The 13272-nt window shown below is 63.1% G+C and carries 15 protein-coding genes; 7 read left to right on the top strand and 8 right to left on the bottom strand.

Annotated features, from left to right (window positions below; translation table 11 throughout):
• Positions 1 to 81: 81 nt before the first annotated feature.
• The 5 genes from queF (at position 82) to VMA74_RS07865 (ending at position 5778) form a co-directional block, all read left to right on the top strand.
• The gene (gene queF / locus VMA74_RS07885; RefSeq protein ID WP_325366088.1) at positions 82 to 906 is read left to right on the top strand and encodes an NADPH-dependent 7-cyano-7-deazaguanine reductase QueF; all 825 of its coding nucleotides are present in this window, start codon (positions 82 to 84) and stop codon (positions 904 to 906) included.
• 135 nt (positions 907 to 1041) lie between these two features.
• Positions 1042 to 1644: a hypothetical protein gene (locus VMA74_RS07880; RefSeq protein ID WP_325366087.1), complete on the top strand. Its 603-nt coding sequence runs from the start codon at positions 1042 to 1044 to the stop codon at positions 1642 to 1644.
• A gap of 109 nt (positions 1645 to 1753) precedes the next feature.
• Positions 1754 to 4408, top strand: coding sequence for a bifunctional lysylphosphatidylglycerol flippase/synthetase MprF (gene mprF, locus VMA74_RS07875; RefSeq protein ID WP_325366086.1), 2655 nt, complete (start codon positions 1754 to 1756; stop codon positions 4406 to 4408).
• Positions 4405 to 5208 (top strand): AcvB/VirJ family lysyl-phosphatidylglycerol hydrolase, encoded by an 804-nt coding sequence (locus VMA74_RS07870; protein WP_325366085.1) that lies wholly within the window; start codon positions 4405 to 4407, stop codon positions 5206 to 5208. The genes mprF and VMA74_RS07870 overlap by 4 nt, the downstream gene beginning before the upstream one ends.
• A gap of 396 nt (positions 5209 to 5604) precedes the next feature.
• Entirely contained in the window at positions 5605 to 5778 is a 174-nt protein-coding gene (locus VMA74_RS07865) for a DUF1328 domain-containing protein (protein WP_325366084.1), read from the top strand.
• A gap of 102 nt (positions 5779 to 5880) precedes the next feature.
• On the opposite strand, the gene VMA74_RS07860 is transcribed toward VMA74_RS07865, so the two are convergent.
• Entirely contained in the window at positions 5881 to 6720 is an 840-nt protein-coding gene (locus VMA74_RS07860) for a class I SAM-dependent methyltransferase (RefSeq protein WP_325366083.1), read from the bottom strand.
• Positions 6721 to 6741: 21 nt separating this feature from the next.
• Here VMA74_RS07860 and VMA74_RS07855 point away from each other — a divergent pair, with 21 nt between their 5' ends.
• Entirely contained in the window at positions 6742 to 7206 is a 465-nt protein-coding gene (locus VMA74_RS07855) for a GNAT family N-acetyltransferase (RefSeq protein WP_325366082.1), read from the top strand.
• 46 nt (positions 7207 to 7252) lie between these two features.
• On the opposite strand, the gene VMA74_RS07850 is transcribed toward VMA74_RS07855, so the two are convergent.
• The 3 genes from VMA74_RS07850 to VMA74_RS07840 form a co-directional block, all read right to left on the bottom strand.
• On the bottom strand, positions 7253 to 8131 hold the full coding sequence (locus VMA74_RS07850) for a lysophospholipase (protein WP_325366081.1): 879 nt from the start codon (positions 8129 to 8131) through the stop codon (positions 7253 to 7255).
• A 120-nt stretch (positions 8132 to 8251) separates the two neighbouring features.
• Positions 8252 to 8395, bottom strand: a complete 144-nt coding sequence (locus VMA74_RS07845) for a hypothetical protein (RefSeq protein WP_325366080.1) — start codon at positions 8393 to 8395, stop codon at positions 8252 to 8254.
• Positions 8396 to 9039: 644 nt separating this feature from the next.
• A complete protein-coding gene (locus tag VMA74_RS07840; protein WP_325366079.1) occupies positions 9040 to 9870 on the bottom strand; it encodes an AraC family transcriptional regulator in 831 nt (276 codons plus the stop codon).
• Between the two features lie 160 nt (positions 9871 to 10030).
• On the opposite strand from VMA74_RS07840, the gene VMA74_RS07835 reads away from it, so the two are divergent.
• Complete coding sequence (locus VMA74_RS07835) at positions 10031 to 10939, top strand: isocitrate lyase/phosphoenolpyruvate mutase family protein (protein WP_325366078.1); 909 nt, start codon at positions 10031 to 10033, stop codon at positions 10937 to 10939.
• Between the two features lie 176 nt (positions 10940 to 11115).
• Here VMA74_RS07835 and bla read toward each other — a convergent pair whose 3' ends face one another.
• From bla to VMA74_RS07815, 4 genes are all read right to left on the bottom strand, one after another.
• Positions 11116 to 12090 carry a class A beta-lactamase gene (gene bla / locus VMA74_RS07830; protein WP_325366077.1) on the bottom strand — a complete coding sequence of 325 codons (975 nt, stop codon included), beginning with the start codon at positions 12088 to 12090 and terminating at the stop codon, positions 11116 to 11118.
• 73 nt (positions 12091 to 12163) lie between these two features.
• Positions 12164 to 12613 carry a VOC family protein gene (locus VMA74_RS07825; protein ID WP_325366076.1) on the bottom strand — a complete coding sequence of 150 codons (450 nt, stop codon included), beginning with the start codon at positions 12611 to 12613 and terminating at the stop codon, positions 12164 to 12166.
• Positions 12614 to 12727: 114 nt separating this feature from the next.
• Positions 12728 to 13000 carry an XAC0095 family protein gene (locus tag VMA74_RS07820; RefSeq protein WP_325366075.1) on the bottom strand — a complete coding sequence of 91 codons (273 nt, stop codon included), beginning with the start codon at positions 12998 to 13000 and terminating at the stop codon, positions 12728 to 12730.
• An 87-nt stretch (positions 13001 to 13087) separates the two neighbouring features.
• A partial coding sequence (locus VMA74_RS07815; RefSeq protein WP_325366074.1) for a hypothetical protein occupies positions 13088 to 13272 on the bottom strand: 185 nt, incomplete at its 5' end.

Raw genomic sequence — 13272 nt, 5'->3', positions numbered from 1 at the left:
GGGTTCGCTGCGCTCACCGCCAACCTACGGCCAGAAACAGCTCAAGGACGGGCAGACGGGCGCACGCATTAGAATGTGTGCATGACCACCCCCGAACACTCCCCCCTCGGCAAGCACACCGTCTATGCCGACCGTTACGATCCTTCCCTGCTGTTCCCGATTCCCCGCCAGGCCAAGCGCGACGAGATCGGCATCGGCGAGCCGCTGCCGTTCCAGGGCGTGGATATCTGGAATGCCTACGAGCTGTCCTGGCTGGACATGCACGGCAAGCCGATGGTGGGCGTGGCGGAATTCCACGTCCCGGCGCATTCGCCCAACATCATCGAATCGAAGTCGTTCAAGCTGTACCTCAACGGCTTCGCGCAGGAGCCGCTGGCGAACGTGGCGGCGCTGAGCGCGCTGTTGCAGCAGGACCTCACGCGCGCGGCCGGCGCGGTGGTGACGGTGGCGATTCGCCCGCCACACGTCGCACCGCACACATTTGCCGACCTGCAGGGCGAGTCGATCGACGGCTTGCCGGTGACGATCGATCATTACGGCCCGCCGCGGCCTGAGTATCTCCAGGCCGATACGCACGCGGGCATCGCCGAGGAAACACTGGTTTCCGACCTGCTGCGTTCCAATTGCCCCGTCACCGGGCAACCGGACTGGGGCAGCGTGCAGATCGCCTACCGCGGCGCGCCCATCGACCGCGCAGGCCTGCTGCGCTACCTGGTTTCGTTCCGTAACCATAACGAGTTTCACGAGCAATGCGTGGAACGCATCTTCATCGACGTGATGAAGCACTGCGCACCCGAGCGGCTCAGCGTGTACGCACGCTACACGCGCCGCGGCGGGCTGGACATCAACCCGTTCCGCAGTACCGACAAGAGCCTGCCTGGCAACGCGCGCGGCGTGCGTCAATAACGGTAGACTCTGCGCCCCCGCTCTTCAGCACGGTCATCGGCACTTCAGATCGGAGGCGCTAGCCTTGCCAGCTGCCCCGATACTGCCGGTCTACCGGTACCGTTACCTATCTTTATTTTTTTCGGAATCCCGCACATGAAACTTTCCGCACGTTCCGCCGCCTTTTACAGCGTGACATTGGCCGGCCTGCTGGCGCTCAGCGCCTGCGGCAAGAACGAGCAGCAGCCCGCCAACCAGCCGGCTGCCCCGAGCACCGCACCGGCGCCCGCCAGCACTGCCGCCCATCCGGCGCCGAGCGCCACGGCCGCTCCGGCCCACGCCGGCACCGCGCCGGCACCGGCTGCCACCGCCGCCCCGGCCGCGGCCAGCACGGCTGCATCGGCTGCCGCGCCCGCCGACGGCTTCCAGGTCAGCAGCATCACCCTGGGTGATTCGGTGAATGCCGACCACAAGGTGAGGAAGGAAGTGACCAGCTTCTCGCCGAGCCAAAAGACCATCTACGTCAGCGTCGACACCACCGGCAACACGCCGGGCGCCACGCTCAGCGCCAAGTGGACCTACCTGGACAAGAACCAGATGATCGTCAGCACCAGCCAGTCGATCATCGCCGACAGCCCCAGCACCACCACCTTCAGCATGAAGAACCCGGACCAGTGGCCGGAAGGCAAATACAAGGTGGACATCTCTGTGGACGGCAAGCCGGCCGCCAGCAAGACGTTCGACGTCAAGAAGGGCTGAGCCTCGCCGGTCAGCGGCATACGGGGCGCTCCGATCGGAGCGCCCTTTGTTTTGATGGGAACGTGTCACCAGCACGTCCGCGCTGGCAGGCCGCAAGTTGTTGCCTGTCATGCCATGTATGGCACCATCGCGGTCTGGGGAATCAAGAGGCAGTCGTAGCGTGGAGCAACAAGGCGGGGCCCAAGTCCTTAGCCAGGAAGACGCCCTGAGCCGCACCGGGTCGGTGTGGCTGCGTCGATTCGCAGGACCGGTACTGTCGGTGCTGATGCTATGCCTTGCCTTGTGGGCGCTGTATCGGCTGGCCGGCGAGGTGAGCTATCACCAAGTCGGCGAGTACATGCATCACCTGCGCCGCGGGCGCATCGGCCAGGCGATCGTGTTGACCGCGCTCGGCTATGCGGTGATGCCGCTGTATGACTTGTTCGCGCTGGACGCCATCGGCCGCAAGCTGCCCAAACCGCATGTGGCGCTGATTTCCTTCATCAGCTACGCCTTCAGCAACACGCTGGGCATGGCGATGCTGGTGTCCGGTTCGATCCGCTATCGCTTCTACATCCAGGCCGGCCTGTCGACCCTGGACGTGGCCAAGGTGGTGCTGTTCTGCACGCTCAGCTTCTGGCTGGGCCTGTTCGCCATCACTGGCACCACGCTGCTGTTGGTGCCGATTCCGCTCGGTTTGCCCTTGGGCCATTGGCGCCTGCTGCTCGGCCTTGTGCTGTGCCTGATTCCCTTGCTGTGGCTGGCCGGTGGCGCACTGTTGCGCCGCCCGCTCAAAGTGTGGCGCTGGAAAGTGCAGTTGCCGCCGCTGGCGACAGGGCTGCGCCAGGTGTTCGTCGGCGCGCTCGACTGGGGCCTGGCCGCCGCCGTGCTGTACGCGCTGATGCCCGATTCGCTGGCGCTGCATTTCGGCTCTTTCCTGGCGATTTTTGCGCTGGCGCAGATCGCCGGCCTGATCAGCCATGTGCCTGGCGGCCTGGGCGTGTTCGAAGCGGTGATGCTGGCGGGCTTCGGCGCCACCGGCAACCAGGCATTGTCCGCACCGATCCTGGGGGCGCTGGCGGCGTTTCGCGGCGTCTACTATCTGCTCCCGCTGTGCGCCGCCACCATCGTGGTGGTAATCCGCGAAGCGCGCGGCCTGCGCCAGGCGGCCCTGCTCACACCGTGGTTCAACGGGCTGCTGCCGCCGTTCTTTGCCGGCCTTACGCTGGTGTCCGGCGCCGTGCTGCTGTTCTCCGGCGCCACCGCCGTGCTGCCGGGCCGCCTGGAACTGTTGAGCGACCTGTTGCCGCTGCCGGTGCTGGAGATCTCGCATTTCCTCAACAGCGTGATCGGCATGTCGCTGCTGATCCTGGCGCGCGGCCTGCAACGCCGGCTCGATGCGGCGTACTGGTTGACGCTGGTGCTGTTGCTGGCCGGTGCGGTGGCCTCGCTGCTCAAGGGCATCGACTACGAAGAAGCCACATTGCTGATCCTCCTGGCGGTAGCGCTTGCGCCGGCGCATCGCCTGTTCTATCGCCGCGCTTCGCTGTTCGACATCACCTTCTCGTTCGGCTGGCTGCTCGCCTGTGCGACGGTGCTGGGCTGCACGGTGTGGCTGGTGCTTTTCAGCTATCAACACGTGGAATACAGCAACGATCTGTGGTGGCAGTTCAGCTTCTATCACGGCAACGCGCCGCGCGCGCTGCGTGCGCTGGTGGGTGCGGCCGGCGTGGCGTTTCTGTTTGCGCTCACCACGCTGATCCGCTCGGCCCGCTCACGCCCCACCCCACCAGACGAAACGGAACTGGCGCGCGCCATGCCGCTGCTCAAGCAGTTCCATTCCGCCCAGGCCCATCTGGCCTTGATGGGCGACAAAAGCCTGCTGTTCGACCAGGAAGGCAAGGCCTTCATCATGTATGGCATCGAAGGCCGCAGCTGGGTGGCGATGGGCGACCCGGTCGGCCGCGATGACCGTGCGCGGCAGGAACTGGTATGGACGTTCCGCGAGCGCTGCGAGCGCGCCGGCGGCTGGCCGGTGTTCTACCAGGTGCATCCCGACGATCTGGACCTGTACCTCGAAGTCGGCATGAGCCTGCTGAAAATCGGCGAAGAAGCACGCGTACGGCTTGAACAGTTCAACCTCGACGGCAAGTCGAAGAAAGTGCTGCGCAATACGGTGAACAAACTCGTGCGCGAAGGCATGCGCGTGGAGATCGTGCCGCAGGAACAGGTGCCGGCGTTGCTGCCGCAACTCAAGTCGATCTCCGACGCCTGGCTGCGCGAGAAACGCGCGCGCGAAAAGGGCTTCTCCCTCGGCGCGTTCGACGAGCGCTACCTCTCGCGTACGCCGATGGCCGTGGTGTGGCAGAACGACCAACCGGTCGCCTTCGCCAACGTGTTCCTCACCGACAGCATGGAAGAAGCCTCGGTGGACCTGATGCGCTATTCGCCCGATGCGCCGCCCGGATTGATGGATTACCTGTTCGTGGAACTGATGCAGTGGTCCAAGGCCCAAGGTTATCGCTGGTTCAATCTCGGCATGGCGCCGCTGTCGGGCTTGCAGAGCCGCCGCCAGGCGCCGCTGTGGAATCGTTTCGGCGCGCTCATCTTCGGGCGCGGCGAGCGCTTCTATAATTTCCAGGGCCTGCACCGCTACAAGGACAAGTTTGATCCGGAATGGGAGCCGCGGTACCTGGCCGCCCCGGGCGGCATCGCGTTGCCGGTGGTGCTCACCAATGTCGCCAGCCTGATCTCGGGTGGCTTAAGCGGAGTCGTGCGTCGATGAAGTTGCGTATTGCGGTGGTGGTGGTCGTGCTGGCGATCATCGCGGTCTTGGCGATCTGGAAACCATTTCCGCACCCCAGCCTGGAAGACGCCACCGTCAAGCTGATGCCCACGGCGCCCGCACCCGCCGGCCATGACGATGTGGTCGCCATCTTCTATTCCGGCGACGGTGGCTGGCGCGACCTGGATCAGCAACTCGGCAAGCGGCTGCAGGCGCACGGCGTGCCCGTGCTCGGCATCAGCTGCCTGGATTACTACTGGCGCATGCGTTCGCCGGAAGAATCGGCGCGCGACCTGGATGCCCTGATCAGCAAGTACACCACGCAGTGGCACAAGCAGAAGGTGTGGCTGATCGGCTTCTCGTTCGGCGCGGACGTACTGCCTACCATCGTCAACAAGCTCAGCCCGGAAAATCGCGCGCGCGTCACGCAGATGGTGCTGCTCTCGCCCAGCCAGGACGTGAACTTCGAGATCGAAATGGAAGGCTACATCATGGTGCGCGAGAACTGGTTGAAGACGCACCTGCAGGAAGTGAAGCAATGGATCAACCCGGTACCGCATTACCCCGCGCTGCCGCCGATTGTCTCGCTGCAGGACAAGCCACCGGTGGTCTGTTACTACGGCCGCGATGATGGCGACGACACCGTATGCAACGATCCCAAGTTGCCGAAATGGGTACAGGTGTACGTAAAGCCGGGCGATCACCACTTCGATTACAACTACGACGGGCTGGCGATGCAGATGATTGCGGATTTGCCGAAGGATGTGCCGGCGCCGGCTGTTTCATCAAGCACGCGCTGAGCAGCCGTCATGCCGGCGTAACGCCATCGACGTCATTCCTGCCAAAGCGCATTGCGGAGCAAGATGGATTCCCGCTGTGTGGGAATGACAGCCGCGTGAAACAAAGCCGAGCATATCCATATGCTCTCCCCGCTTGCCGGCTTTCGCGGAAATAACGTTCATACACAGGCCTGCACGCAATTCTCGCCGCTCCGGCAAAAGCCTGGTTGGCGTGCCATGTAATTCACGCAGCGCACACCACGCATCCACGTATGCCGCGCAGGATTTTCATCTGCCTGAACAACCCATGCGGCACGTACGCAGCACGTACGCCTCGTTCACGGCGGCACTGGTCGAATCGCTCATGCCAAACGCGGCAACGCGCGCGGCTATCCACCCATCTGCACGGAGATTGCCATGCTTTATTGGGCCGCCGTCTTTTTCATCATTGCCATCATCGCCGCCGTGTTCGGTTTCGGCGGCATCGCCGCTGGCGCGGCGAGCATCGCGAAGATCCTGTTCGTCGTGTTCGTCATCCTGTTCGTGTTGTCGCTGATCTTCGGTGGCATACGCCGAGGACCGCGCCCGTAAGCAAACAACCATTGCCACGCGATGGACGCCGCAGCACCATGAGGTGCTGCGGCTTTTTTTGCGCAGCCTTGGCAGCGGGACCAGCACCGCCGATCGACATGCTTAGCGGCTGCGGAACAACGCAGGCCGCCGGGGATCGCAAGCATCGTCGGTCGACAGCCATGACTCCTTGGCCAGCACCTCTGTGCAAGGCCCGAGACTGCAAAGCCGAATGGCGCGATGGCCGGCTTCGCGCGCCAGCATGTCGAGGACCGTACGTAACAGCGCTCCGGTGAACGGCGTATACAGATAGAACACGGTGCCTTCCGCTAGCCGCGCCTGCCGCACATCCTGCGCCAGGAACGTCGCATTGCACACGTTCAACGCTTGCGCGCACTGCCGCGCACTCGCCACGTAGGCGGCCTGCCATTCGATGCCGATGCAACGGGCGGGTGTGCAGATGGCCGTCAGCAAGGTGACGTGTCCCAGGCCCGCGCCCAGATCAATCACGGTGTCGCGCGCATCGATCGCCGCGCGCGCCATGAAATCGAAGATGTGCCGTGCCGGCGTAGGCTGGTAGAACACCATCTCCGCTTCAAGCTCGGACACGTCGACGGGTTCGGCGAGGTCGAGCACACCGCTGACCAAGGCATCGAGCGGATCGTAGCTTTCCGCATCGCCGTCATGCGGCGTGGCTGCCACCCACGGCAGCAGGCTGTTGGCTCCCTGCCCGCGCCGGATGTCGTCGCGAATCGCCTGATAGAGCTGGTGGTTGATGGCCTCCAGCTCCTGCATCAAGGTTTCGGCACGGCGCACAAGCGTTGGCGCCATCGTGTCGCCATGATGGACCAGCCAGCGTTCCAGCCGCTCCAGCATATCGATGCGGCGGCCGAGTTGGCTGGGTTGAGGCCACGACCGGTCCTGTAGCATGCCGTCGAGCAGGTGTTGCAAACGGGTGACCATCCACTTATCCAGGAATGTCGCATGTCCAAGCCATTCGCGGTCAGGCCGGTGAAAAAGGCGGATTTTCCCGCCTGGCTGCCGCTATGGGAAGGCTACAACGCCTTCTACGGCAGGAGCGGCCCTACAGCGCTGCCGATGCCGATCACGCAGGCGACATGGCAGCGCTTTTTCGACGCCTACGAGCCGGTACATGCAGTGGTTGCCGAACAGGACGGCCGTTTGCTCGGCCTGGCGCATTACCTGTTTCATCGCAGCACCATCCAGATCGAGCCAAGCTGCTACCTGCAGGACCTTTTCACTCACGACGCGGCGCGCGGCAAGGGGGTGGGGCGTGCGCTGATCGAGGCGGTTTATCGCGCCGCCGCCGTGGCGGGTTGCCCGCGCGTGTACTGGCACACGCACGAAACCAATGCCACCGCCGTGCAGCTGTACGACAGCGTGGCGGAGAAATCGGGCTTTATCGTCTATCGGAAATTGCTTCCCTGATCGCCACGCTGGCGCAAAGCCGGGATGGCAGCCCAGCCTGGGGACGTCATGGGTGCGTGCGCCGCAACCATTCCTGCAATTGCGCCAGCACCTGGTGCCGCCCGGTCTCGGTTTCGTTGAACAGCTCGTGGAACAGGGTATCGAAGAAGCGGCTGGTGAGCTGCTTCGTCGCCCACGCGCCGTTGGAAAAACCGCGGCTTCCGGCCGGATCCACCAGCCGATCATTACCGGCAGCCAGCAACAAGGTGGGAACGCGCAGCCGCCACGCATCGGCAATGCACGACGCACCTGCGCGAAAAATGAAGTCGGCCAGACGCGGCGTGATGCAGCGCGTGCACAGCGGATCGTGGCGGTAGGTCTCGATCACTTTCGGATCATGCGTCAGGCCATCCAGCGGCAAGCCATTGCGCAGCGGGAGATTCGGCAACACCCGTGTGAGCACCGCCGCCAGGCGATGCAGCCATGGCGCTTCATAGGAACGCAATGCCGGCGATGACAGCACCAGCCTGGGCGGCTCCACCCGGCCATCGAGCACCGCGCGCAGCGCGATCAAGCCGCCCATGCTATGACCAAGCAGCATGGGCGGCCACCCCAAGCTGACCGTGTAGTGTTCGTAAACCGTCGCAAGATCGCTCAACAAATCGTCACTGCGGCGCAGCGCCCCGCGTTGACCCGGTGTACGCCCGTGCCCGCGCTGGTCGTAACTGCGCACAGCATGACCATGCGCCAGAAACCACTGCGCCAGGGCTTCGTAACGCCCGCTGTGCTCGCCAAGCCCATGCACGATCAACACCGCATCGTGCGCGGCAGGCCGCGGCCAATCGCGCAGGAATAGCTGCTGGCCATCGGCCATGGCCAGCCATAGCGCGTCGCCGTCTTGCTTGCCATCACCCGCCACGGACTCCGCCCTTACCTGTCGTTCCATAACAGCCCCCTTACCGGCCTGCCTACATTAGCCCTTGGCCGCGAACTTGAGAACTCCTTGGGGCGTGCTGATGGGCACGACGCCTGGCACCGGGAGGCGATGCCAGGCGCGCCGATCACCTCACGCAGCACCCTTCGCGCTGGCTTCACGCAGTTTTTGCGCGCATTCCTCGCAGCACACTTCCACCGTCTGTCCGCCGATGGTGACTTGGATGGCTTTGTCGTCCAGTGCGTAATCGCACACCGCACAGGTTTTCTCTTGCATGGGATCTCTCCTGCTGTCTGCCCGCCAGTGGGCGGACAGCAGGAAACCATGTGTTGCCATATGCGCGCTGTCGAGTTCTTTAGTTGTTTGCGTGCAGGTGCGCGAGATAAGGCGCAGGTTGGCGCTACGACCTTAAGCCAGGAACTTGAGCGACTCCCTCCCCTACTTCGCACTTGATTAGCGCCGAGTCTCAGTAACCCCTCATCGTCGCCGGCGAAGATCGGGGTCCAGCGCCTTTCGGGCGCCTCAACGTCACTGGGTCACGGTGTGACCCGCTTCGCTGCTGTAAACGGCACTTCTATCAATTGCCCGCTACTCGTCCCACAGCGTGACAAGTCGGTACAACCTGATACTCGCCACGATGCACTCCCTCCCCTGCGGCAGTAGGGGAGGGTTGGGGTGGGGTTGCTTGGGCTTTAGCACACCGCTGAATGTCCCGAGCAAGGGTATGCAGGCGATGGTCGGCTCCCGCCGCTCGCTGCGCTCGCACCCCACCCTAGCCCTCCCCTACTGCCGCAGGGGAGGGAATAGTTTCCCGCGATGATCCACATGCACGCTTCGCTATGAGGGCAATTTATAGAAGTGCGTTGAAGCCAGAACCTACGAAGGGCCGCGCCATGACCCCATGGTTCGGAGCTTTGAACCTACACCCTAGCGACACGGCGAAAATCGGTCGGCGAGCGGCCGAATGCCTGCCGGAACGCACTGGCGAAATGGCTGTGGCTGGAAAAGCCCAGCTCGACGGCCAGCGCGGCAAGGTCGTCGGATTGCCCGATGAGGTCGAGCGCACGCGCCAGGCGCAACTGCAGCTGGTAGCGATAAAGCGGCACGCCTTCCACCTGCCGGAACACCTGGGTGAGGTACACCGGCGAGCTGCCGATTTCCTGGCCGATCTCCGCCAGGGTCCAGCGGCGCGACAGGTCGCTGGCCAGCAACACCTTCACACGATCGGCAAGACGCCGGCGCGCATACGTAGATGCCAATCGCGATGTGGCAGTACGTGGCCCCAGGCTGCGGCCGACCAGGGTCAGCACCAGCGCCTCCGCCTCCAGTGGTTCGATGGTGCCGTTGTCCAGGGCGTGACGCAGCAGCGCCACTAGGGCCTGCGCACGCGCATCGATGCGTTGCGACTGCGACCGGAAAGCCGCCTCGGCACCCTCCTGCAGCAGCGCCTTGGGCGCCAGTTCGGCCAGCAACGCCTGATCCAGGCGCAGCGAAAGACAGGCGTCGCCGCCGTCCACCGGATGGCTGACCTGATAGCCCTCCAGCGCATTGAAGAACAGCACGTGGTTGGCATCCGCCACGGACTGATCCTTGCCCACATGCCGCAGGTAAAGCCCGCGATAAGGGAAGACCAATTGCGTGTCCAACGCACATTCTTCAGCGCTGCGGTGCCGGCACGTACCCGTGCAATGCACGTTGCGCAGCGTGAGCGAATCCGTCGACAGCAGAACCTTGGCGGTGAGGCTGGACATGCGTTTGCAGCGGCGGCGTGGGCGGGCGTTTGAGCTTAGCAAGCTTGCGCCGCGCCGGCCTGTGCCGGCGTGGCGGTAGCTAAAGATTCTGACAGCGCGACGAAACCGGCCATGGTCTGCTTCGCTTACCCCATCAACGGTACGGACACAGGCCACGAACATGCATCGCGAACAACAAGAACGCGCCGAATACTTCCATCAACTGCATACCGGCCCGGCGCCGCTCATGCTGCCCAATGCCTGGGACGTCGCCAGCGCGCGGGTGATCGAGAATGCCGGCGCCCAAGCCATTGCCACCACCAGCGCAGGCATGGCGTGGTCACTGGGTTATCCCGATGGCGAGCAGATGCCCGTGCAGGAACTGTTGGCCGCCTGCGCACGCATCTGCCGCGCCACCGCGGCGCCGGTCAGCGTGGATATCGAACGCGGCTACGGGCGTGATGCCCAGGACACTGGAAACGTGGTCGACGCATTGATCCAACTTGGCGTGGTGGGCATCAATATCGAGGACGGCACCGATCCAGCCACGCAAAGGCTGGCCCATCCTTCGGTGCTGTGCGCACGCATCGCCTGCGCACGAACGGTGGCGCGGCAGCATGATCTACGTTTCTTCATCAACGCACGCATCGATACGTACTGCACCAAAGACGTCAACGCCGCCGCGCGGCTCGAGGAAACACGGACGCGCGCACTCGCCTATATCGATGCAGGCGCCGACGGCATCTTCGTACCTGGCCTGGCCGATCTGGACGAGATCGCTACGCTGGCCCGATCCCTGCCCGTGCCGCTCAACATCTACGCCGGTTATCCGGGCGCGCCCGCAGCACTGGCACTCGGCGAGCTTGGCGTACGCAGGATCAGCCTGGGTTGCGGCACCATGCAGGCCACGTTGGCGCATCTGGCGGACATCACCTCCGAAGCCATCGCCGATGGGCGCTACGACACCATGGGCAAGGCGATGTTGACGGTGGCGGAAGCAAATGGCTTGTTCACGACCGCCGGTACGCATCACGATCGTGATACATCGGCAGCAGTCACCCATGCGATCGGGTTGAACTCATTGCAATAATCGAGATGGGCGGTGACATCCGTCACCGCCAACAATGCATCGCAAAACGTTTGGACGTTCGTCGGTTCTGGTACGCGCCGCGATCGAGCAAACCACCCTTGATAGCGCGCAGCGAATGCAAGAACTGTCAGGCTCGACGTCACGATGTGTGTGCGCTCTTATCCAGCGTACATCCCTCAATGTTGCCCAACCGTTCCGACCACGCGCCTCGCAATATCGGCATAGAGGGCATCCAGCTCCGCCTTGTCCGCGCGAGCGGCGGTGAGAAACGCGGCAACGACGACGGTGTGGCCGTTTGGCCAGGTCAGGATGCCCATGTCGTTATACGCAGCCGTTTCCCCTTCGAATGACACCGACGTTCCGCACTTGTCGGCCAGGCGCACGTCTTCCGGCACGCCTGCGCGCAAGCGATGGGGGATCGTCTGGCCCTCCATGAGCTGCAACAAGTGCCGGGTCGATGCTGCCGACAGCAGCTGGCCGTTCCAAAGCTGCTTGAGAAACTTGGCCGCAGCATCGGGCGTTGTCCGGTTGCGCGGATCGCTTAGATAGTCGCGATAACCGCGGCGCCGCCGCGCAAGCGCTTCCTGCGCCGTTTCGTTGGCAGGCATCTGCCCGCCACGCGCCACGCCTTGGAAGATCCGGTCGACGCCCGCCTCATCCAGGTCCACGCGCATACCGTCCATGCCATGAGCTCGCAGAAATGCCGTCACCACCTTGGGGCCGCCCACCAGGCGTACCAAGGCATCGGCAGCGGTGTTGTCGCTTTCGCTGATGGTGGCAAACAGCAACTCATTTACCGTGAACGTCATGCGCTCGCCATGGAAGTGAGCACCGATGGACGGAACCGCCGAACCACCCACCACGTCCGCACGTGTCAGGGTTACTTTTTGATCCAGGGAAAGCTGCCCGGCGTCGACCTGAGACAATACCGTGGCCGCCACCGGCGCCTTGAATACGCTCATCATGGGATAGGCGCGATTGGCGTTGATGTGCACCTGCGCACCGGTATCCAGGTCAAGCACGGTGATGCCAAGCACGCCCGGGCGCGCACGCACCGCAAGCTCGCTCAATGATTGCTGGAGCGGCGTCTTTGCTGCCTCTTCCGACGACAGCGCGGAAACGGGTTGCCATGCACACACAACAAGTAGCATGGCGCCAATCAGTGACTTGTATCTACGGATCATCGATATCGTTTTAGGTTGAGGTTTGCCGTGCTTCATAGGCTCAATTGGCGGAAAGCGAACTGATCGTGACGTAATAGCCATCGAGATCCCGCAGCGAAAACTCCATCGTGCCGGTATTCGGATTCAAGTGCGGCTCCTCATCGAACCGCGTAGCAAGCCCGCGCGCCCTCGTCAGCGCCATGTCGAAATCGTCCACCCGGAAAAACAGCAGCAGACCATTGCCAGGGGTTGCATGACCAGGACTTTTCAATGAAGGATGGTCATGATCGCCCCAACGATGAAGGCAGAGCAAGACTGTGCCATCGGCATCGAGGATTTGCCCGAAGTAGGTATGGGCAGGCGCCGCTTTCGCCTGCCCGAAGAGCGACTGGTACCAGCTGAAGCTGGCAGCGACGTCACTCACCCCGATGATCGTCCACGTGCGTTTCATATGCTTACCTTCGTCATATACGATGCTCGGGCAACGTCCGCTTGCCGATGCAGCGCTCATCACACCGTCCCACTGCCCTTCGCATGAAGGATAAGCCATGCTACTTCACGCATGCACGCTAACCCGAACATCCAACATCACCTAGCGTGACTAGCCGGCAGGCGCTTCGGCTTGTCACTGCCATGTCATGCCTTGGATGCCGATCCAATTTTCGCTGTCCAGATGCTCCAGTACGTTATCAATCTGCATATTGATCGACTGAAAAATGAAATACAGCTCCGCCCGGCCGATGGTCATTACGGCGTTGCCGTTCCCGGCGTTGTCCTCGTTATAGGTGATACGCGCCATCAGGGTCAGCATGTCCTGCAGATGCTTCAGGGTCTCGTAGCCGTCGCTGGACAATAGATAGAGTTGCGGTCCGCAGCGACCGCCTTGCATGTCTTTCATGGTGTTTCTCCACACGCTTAGGTCACGCCGCGTGTTGCGCGCGGCGTGAAGGGCTTTCAGGAAAAAATCCTGCTCGTTATGTCGGAATCAGCTGCTTCCGTTTCGACGATTGCCCACTTTGGCTCGACGTCGCGCAGTCTGCGCGGCGGTGAAGTAGGAGAAATGCACCAGGGTGGGAGCACGAAGCCGTGCGGGTGCCGTATGATCGAGAGTAACCAGTGTGTCATGAAGACTCAGGAAGAGTCGTGCTGTCATGAAGATGGAGGCGGGCC

This window comes from Dyella sp. (assembly GCF_035508675.1).
Taxonomy (GTDB): domain Bacteria; phylum Pseudomonadota; class Gammaproteobacteria; order Xanthomonadales; family Rhodanobacteraceae; genus Dyella_B.
The sequence above is the reverse complement of the archived record's forward strand: the minus strand, read 5'-3'. Positions and strand labels throughout refer to the sequence as shown.